Below are 16,480 nucleotides of genomic sequence, written 5' to 3'. Positions count from 1 at the left end.
GTCTGCGCCTGCGAATGTCCGGATTTGCGACCTGGGTCGTGCGCTGGGGGTCAAGTTCGCGATGCAGATACCGATAGAGGTACCCCCCCTCGCGAGTCCCCCCGGATGCATTTCTTTCACTCCTTCAAGGTGAGTCAGCGCCTTGCGCTGTCGTTCGGCCTGCTGATCGTGCTGCTTGGCGCTTCCTCTACCTTGGCGCTCTACCAGTTCCACAACGTGCGCCAGGCGGTCGACAAGATCGTCCACGAGAACAATCTGAAGACCGAACTGCTGTACACCATGCTGCGCAACAATATGAGCGCGGAGCGTTACCTGCGCGACATGATGCTGTCGCCGGCCGACAAGCGCCCGGCGCTCGCCGCCAAGATCCAGGAGATCCGCGTCGACAACGATCGCCGTCGCAAGGCGCTGGACGCCCTGCCCGGCACGCCGGCAGGGTTGGCCATGCGCAAGGAGATCCATGACGCGCAGGCGGCCGCACGGTCGGTCAACAGCCGGGTGCTGGCGCTGGCCAGTTCCGGCGAGATCGAGGCGGCCAGGCAACTGCTGTACGGCGATGCCGCGCCGCTGCTGGCGCGGCGCGTGCAGGTGATCCAGAACGCGGTCGATCTGCAGATCCGGCAGAACGCGCTCAGTTCCGACGAGATCCAGGCGGCCCTGCTGTTCAGCAATCGTGCCTTGATCGGGTTCGGCCTGCTGGCGGCGGTGCTCGGCGCGATCTTGAGCGTGCTGATCACCCGCAGCCTGGCCGGGCCGCTCGGGCGCGCGACCGAAATCGCCGAATCCATCGCCCAGGGCCGGCTGGACCATCGGATCCCGCCGCAGCCCAAGGACGAGACGGGCCGCCTGCTGACCAGCATGGACCGCATGCAGGCGCAGCTGCAGGCGGTGATGGCGGCGCAGTCGCAGGTGGCCAGGCACCACGAGCACGGCGACGTCAGCCGGCGCATGGACGAGCACGCGTTTCCCGGCGAGTACGGGCGCATGGTGCGCGAGAGCAATGCGTTGCTCGACATGCACGTGAGCCTCCAGCAGCGCCTGCTCGAGATCATGGGACGCTACGCGATCGGCGACCTGTCGCAGGACATGGATCGCCTGCCCGGCGAGCAGGCCGCGCTCACCGAGACCATGGACCAGGTCAAGCGCAATCTGTCGGCGATGAACGCCGAGATCGGGCGGCTGGTCGACGCCGCGGCCGCCGGCGACTTCGCCGTGCGCGGCGACACGGCGCGCTTCCAGTACGACTTCCGCGAGATGGTCGAGGGGTTGAACCAGTTGATGGCGACCACCGACGACAATCTGCAGGCGCTGTCCAAACTGCTGCAGGACATCGCCAGCGGCGACCTGACCACGCGCATGGAGGGGCAGTTCCAGGGCGTGTTCGCGCAGATGCGCGAGGATGCCGATGCCACCGTGGCCCAGCTGACCGGGATCGTTGGCCGCATCCAGCATGCGGCCGGGCAGATCACCGGCGCCGCCGGCGAGATCGCCGCCGGCAACGCCGATCTGTCGCGTCGTACCGAGCAGCAGGCCGCCAGCCTGGAGGAAACCGCCGCCTCGATGGAGGAGCTGACCTCCACCGTGCGCCAGAATGCCGAACGCGCCAGCCAGGCCAATCAGTTGGCCATCGGCGCGACCGCGGTGGCGTCGCAAGGCGGCGCGGTGGTGGCCGAGGTCATCGAGACGATGAACGGCATCCAGACCTCATCCAGGCGGATCGCCGACATCATCGGCGTGATCGACGGCATCGCCTTCCAGACCAACATCCTGGCGCTCAACGCCGCGGTGGAAGCCGCGCGCGCCGGCGAGCAGGGCCGCGGGTTTGCCGTGGTCGCCAGCGAAGTGCGGGTGCTGGCGCAGCGCTCGGCCGAAGCCGCCAAGGAGATCAAGCAGCTGATCGACGACTCGGTGAGCAAGGTGGACGCAGGCTCGCTGCTGGTCAACAGCGCCGGCAGCACCATGCACGAGATCGTCGCCAGCGTGCAGCGCGTGACCGACTTCATGACCGAGATCTCGGCCGCTTCGCAGGAGCAGTCGAACGGCATCGAACAGGTCACCCAGACCATCACCCACATGGACCAGGCCACCCAGCAGAATGCCGCCCTGGTGGAAGAAGCCGCGGCGGCGGCCCAGGCGATGGAAGAGCAGGCCATCCAGCTCGGCGAGGCGGTGACGCTGTTCCGCGTGGCGGGCAGCACCGGCGACATGCCGGCGCGGAGCCAGGCCAAGTCCTTGGGCACGGCCGGTCCCTCGAGCGCCAGGCGTGGTCTGCCGCGGGTGGCGGCGCCGTTGCTGGTCGAATACGCCGGCTAGGGATGCCGAGACGGCGCGCTGCGGACCGCAGCGCGCACGCCACGCCTCCTCCCTGGTAAGGCGTGGCGTGCGTTCGCGCAGCGCGGCCGACAGTCGCGGATGGTGTTCCATGGCAATCGCCGGTGTCCGTCGGGTCGTGGCCACCTGCAGCGACGGGTGACGTGTGGAATCATGGCCGATCCGAACGCTCGCAGGATCTGCCATGAACGAATCCGACGCCTACGTGTCCGACGCGATCCGCAAATGGGTCTGGTCCGGGTTCTACTCCCAGGACGAGATCCAGGAGATGATCGAGGACATCCTCGAAGACGACTGCGACGAGGCGATGCTGCGCGCCTCGGTCGCCAGCCAGTGGCAGGCCAAGCAGCAGGCGGAGCAGGCCTGGCCGGCGCAGACCGATTGCGACCGGCTCGAGGCGCTGTTCGAGCGGCTGCACCAGGACGGCATCTGTGCGCTGGCCAATGCCGGCTACACCATGTCCGAGGGCCACGCCGACGTGAGCCAGGCGGTGGCCGACGCGCCGGACAGGCGCTATCACGGCTACTGCTTCTACCATGGCCAGGACATGGAGCGCGCCATCGATGGCGCCGGGCTGATGCTGGCGTTCGGCGATCTGGACGGGCGCGAGGACACAGATCTGGCGGTCGGCCAACAGGTCGCCGCAGCGTTGCGTGCGGCGGGCTTCACCGTGGACTGGGATGGCACGCCGCGCAAGCGCATCGATCTGCCCGGCTTCGTCTGGCAGCGACGCGCCGATTGGGATTGATGCGGGGGTGCGGCCGCGGGCTGCGTGGTGGTAGCACCCTGGCTACAATTGCCCGTTCATGCCTGAGCGCGTCCCGATGCGCGGAAGGCGTTTGACGGAGAAGCGTTTCATGGAGCGGATGTTTCATCGCAATGGCCGCCGGTCGCGGCGCGCAGCCGGCACGCGCCCGGCGCTGCACACGGCCCTGGTGCTGGCCACCGCGCTGCTGGCCGCCTGCGCCGGCGCACAGTCTTCTTCCCCCTCGATCACCCCTGCACACACGGAGCGGACCATGTCGGAGATGACGCCAGAACACCTGGCACAAGGCGTAGTACGGTTGATCCTGGCGGTCGGCGGCAGGCAGGATCTGGTCGCCACCCAGGTCGCGGCGCAGACCGGTCTGCAGGTCGAGGACGAGGGCGGGCATGCGTTCAGCGCGTCCGGCACGCTCGCCGGCGGTGGCGGCTACACGCTGGAATCGGTCGCCGATGCCGACGCTGCGCCGCCGTCGCGGCTGGACCTGCGCTTCACGCCCGCGCCGGGCGCGGCGCCGGCGCAGTGCACGCAATCGTTGGCCGGCTATCGCCAGGCGCTGGTCGCGGCCGGCTTCGTGCCGCGCTGGATCGCGCCGCCGCGTCCGGGCAGCGCCGGCCGCTGGCATTTCGAACGCGGCGCGGTGGCGGTGTACGCCTTCGTCGGCAAGGACGCCGGCGAGCACGATGCGCAGGCGTGCGTGGAGATGCTGCAGATCCTGGTCGACGCATAAGGAGCGCGGAGATGGCACACGACGACGAACGCCTGAAGGGCATGGTCGACACCTTCGCACAGGCGCATCCGAAGGAAGGCCAGGCGCTGCGGCAGATGCTGGACAACACCCCGGAGCTGCGCTCGCGCGTGCAACAGGCGATCGGGCAACAGCAGCTGTCCGGCTTCGCGCCCAGCCCCGAGGCGGGCACCGGGTCGTACAGCCCGCGCACGGGGCAGATCGAGCTGCCCATGGATGTATTGGCAACGGCGAAGATGAATTCCCCGCGCGACGATTCGGCCAACACCGCCCGCATCGTGCTGGGCCACGAGATCGGCCATGCCATCAACAAGACGGCCATCGACCGCAGCAATGCGGCGTTCGCCGCCAAGATCGACGGCATCGCCGCCTCGCCCTCGCCGCACGACTACACCGCCGCGCTCAAGGCCTACGGGCAGGAACAGCGCACGCGCGAGGCCAAGGACGAGATCGCCGGGGTCAATACGCTGGCCGACTACGTCACCCGCAACAATCCCAAGGCCACGCTCAAGGACCTGTACAACGCCAGCACCGAGATGGCGAGCTACATCGACAAGCAGGGCGTGGGCAGCAAGGCCACCTACACCGCCAAGGACGGGCTGAGCTTCGGCAAGGATCTGAAGATCGACGCCGACAATCCGCGCAACGTGGAGGCGATGGGCAAGCTGTTCTACGACGCGCGCGGCTACCCGCAGCACTATGGCGAGCGCGCGCTGGCGCAGATCGCCAATGCCGAGGACCGGGCGCAGGCGCAGCACCCCGAGCGCACGCCGCCGGCGGTGCATGCCGACCTCAAGGCGGTCGGCATCGATGCCGCGCAGGTGCCGCGCGATCTGCTGCCGACAGGATTCCGCGACGGTCCCGCGCCGACACCGAAGCCCGAGCCGCAGGCGCAGCCGCCCGCGCCGCGCGCCGGCGAGCCCGCCGCCGCGCCGGGTGGCGCCGACCGCGCCCTGCACGACCGGGTGCGCACCGGCGTGGCCCAGGCCGAACAGGCGATCGGCAAGGGTTGGGACGACAACAGCGAGCGCATGACCGCCAGCCTGACCCTGTTGGCCAGGCAGAACGGCTTCAGCGAGCGCGACCAGCTGTCGGTCGGCTTCAACCGGCCCACTGCTTCCCATCAGGGCGGCGAACTGGCGTTCGTGTACCGCAGCGGGGGCGACGTCTCCCCCGATCCCTACGCCAATCGCGCGCACATGCCGACCAGCGAGGCGATCGCGCGGCCGGCGCAGGAGACCTACCAGCAGCTGCAGCAACTGGGGGCGCAGCAGGGGCAGGCGCAGCGCCAGGCGCAGGCGCAGGAACAGGCGCTGCAGGCGTCGCAACAGGGCCCGACGCGGAACGATCCGCCGCAGGTGCTGAGTCGTTGAGCGCAGCGGGGGCGCCGGCCCCCGCATCGGTGCGCAATGGTCGCCTGACGCTGCGGCCATGCACGCGGTGCGCACCGCCTCCTGTCTGGTCCGGAGTGCGGCGCCAGGGCGCGCGGCTGCGCGCCAGGATTACGGCTGCCAGACCAGGTTCTGGGTCTTCGGATCGGCGGTGAGCTTGTCGACCTTGCCGCTGCCGTCGAAGGACACCTGGAACTCGTTGAAGCTGTCGAGCCAGTAGCGCCACAGCGGCGCGTCCAGGCTCGGGTTCTCGCTGCTGATCGGATAGCCCATCGCCATCAGCACCTGCTCGCGGGTCATGCCCTGGGTCACGCGGTTGGCGGCGATCGCCTCGCGGATCTTCGGCGGGTAGGCCGCCAGCTTCGGTGTGGGATCCTGCGCGACCACGTAGCGCTGGGCGAAAGCGGCGTTGCCGAGGTCGCGGCTGTAGTCGTTGCCGATCGACTGCTTCTTGCCGTCGATCAGCACATTGACCCGGTAGCGGCCGTAGCCGGTCACCTGCACCGGCGTGCCGGCCGGGATCACCCGCTTGCCGTCTTCGGCGTAGTTGCTGTCGCTGATCCAGCTGCCGTCGCTGCGCATGTTGCAGCACAGGAAGCCGGCGAACGTGGGATCGGCCGCCGCGGCCAATTGCGGCAGGGCCGCCGCCAGGGCGAGGGCGAGAACGAACGGGGAACGGAACGAACGCATGCTGACTCCTTTCGACGCGGCGATCCTGCCGCGGGTGGCACGAGGGTGGGAGGGTGCCGCCTCCGCCGCGGCTCCCGCGCGCATTGTGCCGGCTGGCCTGCGCCCGGCATAGCGGCGCGCTGCACGGTGACGGCGGACCAGTGCCCTGTGTATGCTCGAACCTCGTGGACACCCTGACGCCCGCCGAGATCTCCCTGCGCATCGACGCCCTGCGTCGCGAGCACCGTGCGCTCGACGAGCAGCTGCAGCGCATCCCGGCCAACCTGGACGACGAGCTGGAAGCCAAGCGGCTGAAGAAGCGCAAGCTGCAATTGAAGGACTGCATCATGCGCCTGGAACACCTGCTGATCCCCGACGAACCGGCGTGAGCGCGGCGACCTTCTTCAGCGTCGGCCATTCCACGCGCAGCCTGGAGACCTTCCTGCAGATCCTGCAGGGCGCGGGCGTCACCCGCCTGGCGGACGTACGCGCGTTTCCGTATTCGCGGCGATTCCCGCAGTTCGACGGCAGCGCACTGGCGCCGGCGCTGGCCGCGGCAGGCATCGGCTACCGGCATTTCCGCGCCCTGGGCGGGCGCCGCGGCAAGCAGCCGGGCGTCGATCCGCAGCGCAACGGCCACTGGCGCAGCGTCAGTTTCCACAACTACGCCGACTATGCGCTGGGCAGCGAATTCGCCGAGGCGCTGACCGAGTTGCAGGCCTTCGGCGACGACGGCGCATGCGCGGTGATGTGCGCCGAGGCCTACTGGCGCCAGTGCCACCGCCAGATCATCTGCGACCATCTGCTGCACCAGGGCCACCCGGTGGTGCACCTGATCGATGTCGGCCGCCAGGAACCGGCCACGCTGAACCCGGCCGCGCGCAGCGACGCGCATGGGCAACTGGTCTATCCGCCGGATACGGCGGATGCCGGACCGCGCACCGGGGACCTGTTCGACGCCTGAGCGGTGCTGACAGCGCGGTTGGTACGTCGCCACGCGCCAGCTGCGGCGTCAGGCTCAATGCGTTGGGACCGACGGCACCGTGACCGCATTGCTCCGCGGCGTATCGTCGGTGCCGACGAGGGCGGCGGTGCTTTGTCCAGTCGCACCGTCCTCGGAGGCGGCGAGCAGGCGCAGGGGCTGGCCGCGGTAGCGGTACTCCAGCGCCTGTTGCAGCTGATCCAGCCGCACCACCCGCGCGCACAGCGCCTGCGCTTTGGTTTCGATCCCCTTGCTGCGCGCATCCAGCCGGGCCTCGAGGGCCGCATCCATGCGCTCGGCGCGGTCGCCGATGGCGTCCCCACGGCCCGTCATGACCTGCCAGAGCACGTGACGGGTGATGCTGCCCACGAAGCGCTCCGCCTGCGTCTCCACATAGTCTTCGAACCGGTCGTCGAACGCGTCCTGGTCCCAGCGCCCCTTGCCGAGCGTGCCGTCGACGTAGGCGTTGGCGTGCGTGCGCAGGCGTTCGATCTTGCGCGCGTTGCCGGCGCTGCCGGTCAGCATCTCCACGACCGAGCCGAGCACGTCGTAGCTGAGATCGACCACCTCGTGCGAGAGGTCGGCCACCTGCGGCATCAGCGCGCGGGTTTCGCGTTCCATCTCCAGCAGCCGTTGCGCATCGGCGTCCCCGACCTGCTGCACCCGGTGATCCACGCTCAATTCGCCGGCATGGAAGAAGATCTCGCGCGGCCCATCGCCGTCGCTGCGGGTCAGCCAGATGCCACCAGTGTCGGCGAGCACGTTGAACGGCGTGCTCAGGCCGCACTGGCGCGAGGACACCTGCGGCCGATGGTCGTGCTTGCCGCCGTCGTCGTCCTGGTCGGCCCACGCGAGGCCGCTGGAGGCGGCAAGCAGCAACAGAGCGAAGAGAGGAGCTGTGCGCATCGCCGGAACCCGCAGCAGGGAGTCTGGAGCATGCTCGGGCCGCACAGGGCCACGGTCGCGTGTCGGAAGTCACTGTGCCGCGGCGTCACCCGCCGCGCCGCAGTGATACCAGGGCGCCCTTGTGTTTGGCGCGTCGCCACGCGCCAGGATCTCACCGCATTACCACTGCAGGTGCAACTGCCGCCTCAATCCTGCGGAGCCGGCGGCTCCTCCACCTTCGCCGCCTCCGGGCTGACCCGCTCGATGGTGTGGCGCAACTCGCGGCCAAGAATGAACTTGGCATCCTTCGCCCACGCATCCAGCCGTTCGTCGAACACCAGCTTGCTGTTCTCGTCCGGCCACACCAGCTTCAGCTCGCGCAGCTTCTGGATGAAGCCGCGGAACAGGGTCTTGTCGAAGAACTCCGGCGCGGCCGGGGCGTACAGCAGGCTCAGGCGTTGCGCGGCCTGCTGGCACAGGCTCTCCAGTTCGCCGGCGCCGAGCTTGCCCGGGCCGTTCTTCACCAGCACCGAGATGGCGATGTAATAGCGCTCGAACGCCTGCTGCAGCGAGTGGCCGATGGCGCGCAGGCGGAACACCTCGTCGGTCTGGCCGGTGTTGCGCGCCAGCACGCTGCCGTCGTCCTCGTTGAGCTGCAGCAGCAGGCCTTCGCGCACGAACACCTCGATGGTGCGTTCGATGCGCTCGGCGAACTGGTCCTCGCTCCACGGCAGGAACAGTTCCGCCTGCAGGAACGGGTACACGGTGCGGCCCAGCCGCAGCAGGCCGGCGCGGCTCATGCGACGGTTGTTCTGGAAGCAGCACGCCACCCACGAGGAGGCGGTGAACAGGTGCAGCACGTTGTTGCGGAAGTAGCTCAGCAACACCGCGTTGTCGCCATTGACGCTGAGCACGTCGCCGAGCGGATGCGGCGTGCGGGTGAGCACGTTGATCTCTTCGGCGTGGGCGATGATGCGCTCGGGCGAGTGCGGGGTCACCGTGACCCGGTCCGAGTACGGCAGTTCCGCCAGCAGCTTCTTGCACAGTTCGATCTGCGCGATCAGGTCGGCCTCGCCCATGGCGTGCTTGGGCGTGGACAGCAGCGCCAGCGCCAGCAGGTTGACCGGATTGACGTCGGCCGCGGCGTTGATGTGGACCTGGATCTGCTGCGCCAGCGCATCGACGGTGCCGCTCAGCCAGGCCGGCTTCTCGTCCTCGCCCAGCGGGCGGCCGTCCCACTCCGGCGCGCGCTGCGCCAGCATCTGGCTCAGCGCGATCGGCTCGCCGAAGTTCACCACCACCTGGCCGTAGTTCTGCTTGAGCACCTTGGGGATGCCCCACAGCAGCGCCCAGATCGATTCCTTTTCCTTGGGCCGGCCGCTGAGTTCGTCGAGGTAGCTGTTGCCTTCCATCAGCTTCTCGTAGCCGACGTAGATCGGCTGGAACAGCACCGGCTTGCGCGGCTGGCGCAGGAACGCGCGCAGGGTCATCGCGATCATGCCGCCCTTGGGCTGCAGTAGCCGGCCGGTGCGCGAGCGTCCGCCTTCGACGAAGTACTCGATCGAGTAGCCGCCGGCCACCAGTTGCGCCACGTATTCGCTGAGCACCGCCGAGTACAGCGCGTTGCCCTTGATCGAGCGGCGGATGAAGAACGCGCCGCCCTTGCGCAGCAGGGTGCCGACCACCGGCAGGTTGAGGTTGATGCCGGCCACGATGTGCGGCGGCACGATGCCGCGTTCGTACAGCAGGTAGGACAGCAGCAGGTAGTCCATGTGGCTGCGGTGGCTGGGCACGTAGATCACTTCGTGCCCGGGCGCGGCGTCCTTGAGCTTGTCCAGGTGGTGGACCAGCACACCGGCGTAGATGCGGTTCCAGACGTGGGTGAGCAGGAAGCTGGCCGAGCGCACCACCGGGCTGGAATAGTCGGCGGCGATCTCCCAGGCGTAGGCATGCGCCTTGCGCCAGGCGTCCACCGGCTTGCTGTTGTCGCGCTTGGCCTGCGCGGCGATCGCCTCGCGCACCGGCTCGGCGGCCAGCACCTGGTCCACCAGCAGGCGCCGGGTCGACAGGTCGGGGCCGATCACCGCCTCGCGGATGCGCCGGAAGTGGGTGCGCAGCACGCGCTGCAGCTTGCGCACGGTGCGCTCGGGCGGCAGCCCTTCCTCCACCGTCTGCCGCATCGACACCGGCGGGGCAAAGCGCACGATGGTGCTGCGGCCGTTGAGCAGCACGCCGAGCAGGCGCCGGAAGCTGCCCACCAGCGCCCAGTTTTCCGAGAACAGCACGGCGAACCAGCCGCTCTGCTTGTCCGGGGCGCGGCCGACGAAGATGGATACCGGCACCAGGTGGATGTCCAGGTCCGGGCGCAGGCGGTGCGCCTGCAGCAGCTTGGCCAGCGAGTCGGAGTGGGTCTTGGCGCCGCGCTGCTCCGGCAGCAGGGCATGGTTGCTGCTGCGCCGGGACAGCGCCAGGTAGGCGCGCTTGCGGCCCAGCGGGTCGCCGGGCAGCGGCACCAGCGGCGAGGGCAGGCCGGACTCGCGGCAGGCCTTGTCCAGGATCAGCGCGTTGGACAGGCCATAGTCCTCCAGCACGTACACCACCGGGCGGCCGTCGTTGTACTGGCCGGGTTCGGCCGGTTCGATCTTCAGGCCCAGCCAGGGATCGGCCAGGCGGCCGAGCAGGCGCGCCCACAGCGGCCCCTTGGCCTGGCGCGCGGTGGTCGCCGCCACCGGCAGGGCGGAGGCGGCGGTCGAGGAAGAGGAAGCGCCGGGGTCGGCCGGGGAGGCGTCGGCGGGCGCAGGGGCCGCGTCGGCCGCGCGTGCAGCCGCGGCGTCGTCGGGGAACGGGAGGGGATTCTGTTCTGGCATCGGGGCCATTATCGCTTAGCCGGCGGGGTGGGGTCGGCGGCGGGCGCCGCGGCCGGGGCGGGGGGGCTGGCGCTGGCCACCAGCAGCGCATCCACCTCGCGGAGGGTGTCGCGCAGGTACCAGTGCCCATCGCGGCGCACCAGCACCGCGGTGGTGTCGATCTGTTCACCGTCCAGCGGGTACTGGATGCGCACCACGGCCTGGTCGCCCTGCTGGTTCACCAGACCGGTGCGCAGCGCGCCGGCGCTGGCGTCCAGGTCCAGGCCGTAGTCGGCGAGTACCGCCTTGAGGTCGGCCAGGAACGGGCCCAGCCGGCGCAGGCTCTCGTCCATGCCCAGTTTGCGCAGGTCCGCATCGCTGCGCACGCCGGTCCGGCGCGCGCCCGCGCACAGCCGCGCGATCGCCGCCTGGGCGCGCTTGCGCTCGGACAACGGCGCGCGCGCGGCCCAGGCGCTCAGCGCCTGCACCAGTTGCACGTAGTGGCCGCGCTGCTCGGGCGTGTAGTGGCCCTGGTTGCGCAGGAACTGCACGCCGAACAGGCCCAGCGAGTGCGCCGCCTGCTTCAGGCTCGCCGCCTGGCCGCCGAACTGCGCGTCGAAGGCGCGTTGCAGCTGGCGCTCGGCGTCCGGCGCGGCGAGGGTGTCGAGCACCTCGGGCAGGCGTTCGGCCAGCGGCAGTTCGGTCAGCGGCCAGCGGCTGCGGTCCTCGTTCCAGGCCTGCTGCAGGCGCTGGTACTGGGCCGGCGGCACCGCGGCCTGGGCGTAACCGAGCAGGTCGTTGCGCTGCAGCGCGTGCGCCAGCGTGCGCACCGCCGCGGCCGGCTCGGCGCTGGCGCCGGGCAGTTCGGCGGGCGTGCGCTTGCATCCGCCCATGGCCAGGGCGAGCATCGCCAACAGCAGGACGCACAGCGCGCGTGAGGAGATGACCCGGGTCGGGCAGGACGACATACGGTACGGGCTCGTTCCCCAAAACGTTCCGCATCTTGCTGGGCGCGGGCGATTCCGGCAAGCCGGGCGGGGTAGCGGTGCGCGGCGACCCGCAGGCGTCTGGGGGCGGCGGCTGTCGCGGCGGGACATTTCATGACCCGGCCCGGGCACCCCGGGACAGGCATGTCGGCGTATCGCCAGACGTGCCAGGGGATTGCACATGTTGCAACGCATCATGTAACCGCTTGCAGTTGCTGCTAACGTCCGCCCACCTCGATTGAGGCGGTGCTGGCCGGGGGACCCAGTGCGATATTCGTCAGAGATCATCCGAGTGCTCGGTCACGGTGGCGCGCGCCGCTGCGCCTGGGTGTTGTCTGCAGTCCTGTGCGGACGTGCGATGACGGGCCCGGTGCAGGCGCAGGACGGCCGCCTGCCGCCGCGTGCGCAATGGCACGCAGCGTGTTCGTCCCATGCGTCGCTCGGCCCCGCCACCACGCGCTTCGCGCCGCGCCAGCGCGGCGCCACGCGTAGGTCCGACCGGTACCGCGCCGGCCGGCTGACCCTGTCCACCCCGTTCCGGACCCTGGAGGCACGCTGATGAGCCCGCCGCCTGTCCCGGCGCCGGATCCGCGCGCCAACATCACCATCAAGGACGTGGCGCGGCTGGCCAACGTCTCGGTGGCCACCGTCTCGCGCACCATGAACGGCCACCAGCACGTGGCCGAAACGGTGCGCGCGCGGGTGCTGGAAGCCGCGCGCACCCTGCACTACGTGCCGCACCACGCCGCGCGCAGCCTGAGCAGCCGCCGCACCCACACCATCGGCGTGGTGCTGCCGGACCTGCACGGCGAGTTCTTCTCCGAACTGATCCGCGGCATCGACACGGTGGCGCGCGAGCGCGGCCTGCACCTGCTGGTGTCCAGCTACCACGGCGAACCGGAGCAGCAGCGGCTGGCGGTGCGGCGCATGCCCGGCCGCGTCGACGGCCTGCTGATCATGTCGCCGTCCCTGGCCAGCGATGCCGAGGATCCGGCCGACATGCTGCCCGGCACGCTGCCGGCAGTGCTGATGAACTGCGCCGAGCGCTTCGGCGATGCGCAGGTGCTCAACGTCGACAACTACGGCGGCGCGCGCGCGATGACCCGCCACCTGTTGGACGTGGGCCATCGCCGCATCGCCTTCATCGCCGGGCCGGACGACAACTTCGACGCGCGCGAGCGCCTGCGCGGCTACCGCGACGAACTGCGCGAGCGCTCCCCGCAGGTGGCGCCGCTGGTGCTGCCCGGCGCCTTCGACGAGGCCTCCGGCTACCGCGCCGGCGAAGCCCTGCTGCAGGGCCAGCGGCCGGACGTGGTGTTCGCCGCCAACGACATGATGGCGCTGGGCTGCCTGTTCGCCTTCACCCATGCCGGGCTGCGCGTGCCCGAGGACATCGCCCTGGCCGGCTTCGACGACGTGCCGATGGCACGTTACGTGCATCCGGCCCTGACGACCATGCGCGTGGACATCGCCGGCTTCGGCGCCCGCGCCATGCAGTTGCTGCTCGCCGCGCTGGAGCCGCACGCCGCTTCGGCGGCGGCGGCAGCGTCGGCCGGCGCGATCGCCCCGCAACTCATCGTTCGTGCTTCCAGTGCCCAGCGAGGGACCGCCATGGACTGACACCGACGCATGCAGCACCGATGTCGTTTTTGCACCACCTAGAAGAACACAACAACGATCCCGTTTACCGCCCTGGGAGGGCTTTTGTCATGAAGAAATCGCGTTCCGCCTCCAACCTGCCCGCACGCAGCCTGCTGTGCTGCGCGCTGGCCACCTGCCTGTTCGCCACGATGCCGGCGATGGCGCAGTCCAGCAGCGCCACCCTGCGCGGCCAAGTCGCCGCCGCCCAGGCCGGCACCGAGGTCACCGTCACCAACATCGCCACCGGCTCGGTGCGCCGCGCGCCTGTCGCCGCCAACGGCAACTACACCGTGGTCGGCCTGCCGCCGGGCACCTACAAGGTCGAGGTCAACGGCGTGACCCAGACGGTGACGCTGCAAGTGGCCTCTTCGTCCACCGTCGATTTCACCGGCACCGCGCCGGCGGCAGGTGGCGACGCGACCACCCTGGATACCGTCACCGTCAGCGCGCCGCTGCTGAAGGACGTCAAGACCTCGGAAGTGGGCAACGTGGTGTCACTGCACCAGATCCAGCAGCTGCCGCAGGCCACCCGCAACTTCCTGGAATTCGCCGACACCGTGCCGGGCATGGTGTTCCAGGTCGATGGCAACGGAAACACCAAGCTGCGCGGCGGTGCGTCCAATGCCAGCGCCGGCAACCTGTACATCGACGGCGTCGGCCAGAAGAGCTACGTCAAGGGCGGCGGCATCGCCGGCCAGAGCGATACCCAGGGCAATCCGTTCCCGCAGCTGGCGATCGGCGAGTACAAGGTCATCACCTCCAACTACAAGGCGGAGTACGGCCAGATCAGCGGCGCGGCGATCACCGCGGCCACCAAGTCCGGCACCAACGAGTTCCACGGCGAGGCCTTCTACCGCTACACCGATCAGGATCTGCGCGACAAGCGTCCGGACGAGGAAAAGAACGGCAAGATCGATTCGCAGACCAAGGAGTACGGCTTCGCCCTGGGCGGCCCGATCATCCAGGATCGCATGCACTTCTTCGTTGCCTACGAAGGCAAGGAGAACGTGGTGCCCAAGAGTGTGCAGGCCGACGCCAACGCGCAGCCTTACATTGGCCTGCTGCCGTCGAACATCTCCAGCCAGTACGGCGCAGCCAACATGCCGTTCAGCGAGGATCTGTACTTCGGCAAGATCGATTTCGAGCCGACCGATCGCGACCGCATCGAACTGAGCGGCCAGTACCGCGACGAAACCCAGACCGGCAATGTCGGCGGCACCAGTGCGCCGGACCACGGCACCGACAAGATCAACAAGGACAAGCGCGCCAATATCCGTTGGCAGCACAGTGCCGACAACTGGTTCAACGAGTTGATCGTCGGTACCGAGGACTCGGAAAACAATCCGAATCCGAAGAGCATCGGCAACGGCATCGTCTACAAGTATCTGGCTCCGCGCCTCGGCTCCACCACTGACGTAGATGAGTACACCTTCCTGGAAACCGGCTCCGCTGGTGGCCTGAACGTGCAGCGCAAGAGTCAGAAGGGCTGGTTCCTGCAGAACGACCTGACCTTCACCAGCTTCCAGTGGCACGGCGAGCACACCATCAAGATGGGCGTCAGCTACAAGGACATCAAGCTGACCTCGCAGGATGCGGCCGCGCTCAACCCGCAGTTCAGCTATGCGGTCAACAACAATGGCGTGGCAGCCACCCCGTACCGTGTGGACTACGTCGCGCCGTACAACACGCCGGGCCAGAAGGCCACGGTGGAGTCGCCGTCCAAGCAGTACGGCATCTACATCCAGGACGACTGGGCGGCGACCGACAAGCTGATGATCAACGTCGGCGTGCGCTGGGACTACGAGGACAGCCCGGCCTACACCGACTTCGTCACCTCGCAGGCTTTCGTCGACGCGCTGTACTCCAACGATCCGGCCAACCCGGGTCAGCCTTGGGCCAACCGCTTGCTGCCCAGCGGCATCAATGTCGCCGACTACATCAGCACCGGCCGTAACCGCAAGAACTTCAAGGATGGCTGGGCGCCGCGCCTGGGCTTCTCCTACGATTTCTTCGGCGACGAGCGCTCGGTCCTGCACGGTGGCGCCGGCCGCTCCTACGACCGCAACCTGTTCGAACAGCTGGCGCTGGAGACCAGCAAGGCGGCGCTGTCGCCGGTTGCGGTGTATTTCCAGAATCCGGCCACCGGCCAGTGCTACCGCGCCGATCGCGTCTGCACCGCGTGGGATCCGCGCTACCTCAATGGCGTGGATCAGTTGAACACCATTCCCGGCGTCAGCGGCAGCGCCGAGCTGTTCATGTTCAACAACCATCTGAAGACGCCGTACAGCGACCAATATAGCCTCGGTATCACCAACCAGATCGGTGACTGGCAGACCGATGTCACCTTCCAGCGTGTGCTCAGCTACGACGGTTTTGCCATGTCGCTGATCAACCGTTACCCGAATGGCGCGTACTTCCAGGACGGCAATGCGCCGTGGGGTCAGCCGGTGCCGGGCTACCAGAACACGATCCTGGGCATGAACGGCCTGGAGCAGCGCAGCAGCCAGGTGCTGCTGTCGGCCGACAAGCCGTACACCAAGGAATCGGGCTGGGGCCTGACCCTGTCCTACACCCACACCAGCGCGCGTCAGAACCGCAACATCGACGAGCCGTACTCGTTCGACAAGGCGACCATCCACGACTACCCGTTCGTGAAGTCCGATGCGGTGTCGGCGCATCGCTTCGTCGCCTCCGGCTCGATCGACGGTCCGTGGGGCATGACCTTCGGCGCCAAGGTGGTACTGGCCACGCCCGAGCCGGTCAATACCATTGCCTGCTACGGCAAGACCGATCCCGATGGGGCGACGTGTCAGCAGATCGGCTTCGTTCCTCCTGGCAGCGGCAAGTTCCTGGTCGGCGGCAAGATCTGGGGCTACCGCACGGTCGACTTCCAGGCGACCAAGGACTTCACCGTGTACAACGACTTCAAGTTGACGGCGCGCGTGAACCTGCTCAACGCCTTCAACTTCAAGAACTACTCCAGCTACATCTACGGCGGTCCCGACGGCACCGGCAATTACTTCGGTACCGGCGGACGCCTGGATACGAGCTATGTCGGCTTGAACACCACCGGCGACATCAACTACGTGCCGCGCACCGTGACCTTCGAGATCGGCGCAAAGTTCTGATCCACGGCATGACCCACGCGCGTGCCCGACCGGCGCGCGTGGGGTTTCAACGGACGGGGCCGCGTGGCCCCGTCCGCGTTTGCGGTCGCCCCTTTCCTCGGTACAGGACC

General features: G+C 68.8%; 13 protein-coding genes. 9 read left to right on the top strand and 4 right to left on the bottom strand.

Annotated elements, in window-relative coordinates; all coding sequences use genetic code 11:
- Nucleotides 1-105: 105 nt before the first annotated feature.
- The 4 genes from NUG21_RS20995 to NUG21_RS20730 all read left to right on the top strand — a co-directional run bounded on the left by NUG21_RS20995 (nucleotide 106) and on the right by NUG21_RS20730 (nucleotide 5,215).
- Nucleotides 106-2,313 carry a methyl-accepting chemotaxis protein gene (locus NUG21_RS20995; protein ID WP_317852473.1) on the top strand — a complete coding sequence of 736 codons (2,208 nt, stop codon included), beginning with the start codon at nucleotides 106-108 and terminating at the stop codon, nucleotides 2,311-2,313.
- Between the two features lie 202 nt (nucleotides 2,314-2,515).
- On the top strand, nucleotides 2,516-3,079 hold the full coding sequence (locus NUG21_RS20740) for a DUF6891 domain-containing protein (protein WP_263391908.1): 564 nt from the start codon (nucleotides 2,516-2,518) through the stop codon (nucleotides 3,077-3,079).
- A 109-nt stretch (nucleotides 3,080-3,188) separates the two neighbouring features.
- Nucleotides 3,189-3,824: a hypothetical protein gene (locus NUG21_RS20735; protein WP_263391907.1), complete on the top strand. Its 636-nt coding sequence runs from the start codon at nucleotides 3,189-3,191 to the stop codon at nucleotides 3,822-3,824.
- Between the two features lie 11 nt (nucleotides 3,825-3,835).
- On the top strand, nucleotides 3,836-5,215 hold the full coding sequence (locus NUG21_RS20730; RefSeq protein ID WP_263391906.1) for an XVIPCD domain-containing protein: 1,380 nt from the start codon (nucleotides 3,836-3,838) through the stop codon (nucleotides 5,213-5,215).
- Between the two features lie 129 nt (nucleotides 5,216-5,344).
- On the opposite strand, the gene bamE is transcribed toward NUG21_RS20730, so the two are convergent.
- Complete coding sequence (gene bamE, locus NUG21_RS20725) at nucleotides 5,345-5,923, bottom strand: outer membrane protein assembly factor BamE domain-containing protein (protein WP_263391905.1); 579 nt, start codon at nucleotides 5,921-5,923, stop codon at nucleotides 5,345-5,347.
- Between the two features lie 164 nt (nucleotides 5,924-6,087).
- On the opposite strand from bamE, the gene NUG21_RS20720 reads away from it, so the two are divergent.
- The gene (locus tag NUG21_RS20720; protein ID WP_010342388.1) at nucleotides 6,088-6,291 is read left to right on the top strand and encodes a YdcH family protein; all 204 of its coding nucleotides are present in this window, start codon (nucleotides 6,088-6,090) and stop codon (nucleotides 6,289-6,291) included.
- Nucleotides 6,288-6,866 (top strand): DUF488 domain-containing protein, encoded by a 579-nt coding sequence (locus NUG21_RS20715; RefSeq protein WP_242082726.1) that lies wholly within the window; start codon nucleotides 6,288-6,290, stop codon nucleotides 6,864-6,866. Before NUG21_RS20720 ends, NUG21_RS20715 begins: the two co-directional genes overlap by 4 nt.
- A 54-nt stretch (nucleotides 6,867-6,920) precedes the next feature.
- Here NUG21_RS20715 and NUG21_RS20710 read toward each other — a convergent pair whose 3' ends face one another.
- The 3 genes from NUG21_RS20710 to NUG21_RS20700 form a co-directional block, all read right to left on the bottom strand.
- A complete protein-coding gene (locus NUG21_RS20710) occupies nucleotides 6,921-7,763 on the bottom strand; it encodes a DUF2884 family protein (protein WP_263393136.1) in 843 nt (280 codons plus the stop codon).
- A gap of 212 nt (nucleotides 7,764-7,975) precedes the next feature.
- A complete protein-coding gene (plsB, locus tag NUG21_RS20705) occupies nucleotides 7,976-10,645 on the bottom strand; it encodes a glycerol-3-phosphate 1-O-acyltransferase PlsB (protein ID WP_263391904.1) in 2,670 nt (889 codons plus the stop codon).
- The gene (locus NUG21_RS20700) at nucleotides 10,645-11,583 is read right to left on the bottom strand and encodes a hypothetical protein (RefSeq protein ID WP_263391903.1); all 939 of its coding nucleotides are present in this window, start codon (nucleotides 11,581-11,583) and stop codon (nucleotides 10,645-10,647) included. The genes plsB and NUG21_RS20700 overlap by 1 nt, the downstream gene beginning before the upstream one ends.
- A gap of 376 nt (nucleotides 11,584-11,959) precedes the next feature.
- Here NUG21_RS20700 and NUG21_RS20695 point away from each other — a divergent pair, with 376 nt between their 5' ends.
- The 3 genes from NUG21_RS20695 to NUG21_RS20685 all read left to right on the top strand — a co-directional run bounded on the left by NUG21_RS20695 (nucleotide 11,960) and on the right by NUG21_RS20685 (nucleotide 16,370).
- Nucleotides 11,960-12,160 (top strand): hypothetical protein, encoded by a 201-nt coding sequence (locus NUG21_RS20695; protein WP_263391902.1) that lies wholly within the window; start codon nucleotides 11,960-11,962, stop codon nucleotides 12,158-12,160.
- Complete coding sequence (locus NUG21_RS20690; RefSeq protein WP_263391901.1) at nucleotides 12,160-13,221, top strand: LacI family DNA-binding transcriptional regulator; 1,062 nt, start codon at nucleotides 12,160-12,162, stop codon at nucleotides 13,219-13,221. Before NUG21_RS20695 ends, NUG21_RS20690 begins: the two co-directional genes overlap by 1 nt.
- Before the next feature lie 89 nt (nucleotides 13,222-13,310).
- Nucleotides 13,311-16,370: a TonB-dependent receptor gene (locus NUG21_RS20685; protein ID WP_242082738.1), complete on the top strand. Its 3,060-nt coding sequence runs from the start codon at nucleotides 13,311-13,313 to the stop codon at nucleotides 16,368-16,370.
- Nucleotides 16,371-16,480: the final 110 nt, after the last annotated feature.

The organism is Xanthomonas sp. CFBP 8445 (genome assembly GCF_025666235.1).
Lineage (GTDB): Bacteria > Pseudomonadota > Gammaproteobacteria > Xanthomonadales > Xanthomonadaceae > Xanthomonas_A > Xanthomonas_A indica.
Note: the sequence above shows the minus strand (reverse complement) of the source record. Positions and strands in the feature narration are given on the sequence as shown.

What these genes read in the sequence shown, in the direction of transcription:
- NUG21_RS20700 (WP_263391903.1), bottom strand. Translation starts at nt 11,583, where the DNA reads ATGTCGTCCTGCCCGACCCGGGTCATCTCCTCACGCGCGCTGTGCGTC.
- plsB (WP_263391904.1), bottom strand. Translation starts at nt 10,645, where the DNA reads ATGGCCCCGATGCCAGAACAGAATCCCCTCCCGTTCCCCGACGACGCC.
- bamE (WP_263391905.1), bottom strand. Translation starts at nt 5,923, where the DNA reads ATGCGTTCGTTCCGTTCCCCGTTCGTTCTCGCCCTCGCCCTGGCGGCG.
- NUG21_RS20690 (WP_263391901.1), top strand. Translation starts at nt 12,160, where the DNA reads ATGAGCCCGCCGCCTGTCCCGGCGCCGGATCCGCGCGCCAACATCACC.
- NUG21_RS20730 (WP_263391906.1), top strand. Translation starts at nt 3,836, where the DNA reads ATGGCACACGACGACGAACGCCTGAAGGGCATGGTCGACACCTTCGCA.
- NUG21_RS20740 (WP_263391908.1), top strand. Translation starts at nt 2,516, where the DNA reads ATGAACGAATCCGACGCCTACGTGTCCGACGCGATCCGCAAATGGGTC.
- NUG21_RS20695 (WP_263391902.1), top strand. Translation starts at nt 11,960, where the DNA reads ATGACGGGCCCGGTGCAGGCGCAGGACGGCCGCCTGCCGCCGCGTGCG.
- NUG21_RS20735 (WP_263391907.1), top strand. Translation starts at nt 3,189, where the DNA reads ATGGAGCGGATGTTTCATCGCAATGGCCGCCGGTCGCGGCGCGCAGCC.
- NUG21_RS20995 (WP_317852473.1), top strand. Translation starts at nt 106, where the DNA reads ATGCATTTCTTTCACTCCTTCAAGGTGAGTCAGCGCCTTGCGCTGTCG.
- NUG21_RS20685 (WP_242082738.1), top strand. Translation starts at nt 13,311, where the DNA reads ATGAAGAAATCGCGTTCCGCCTCCAACCTGCCCGCACGCAGCCTGCTG.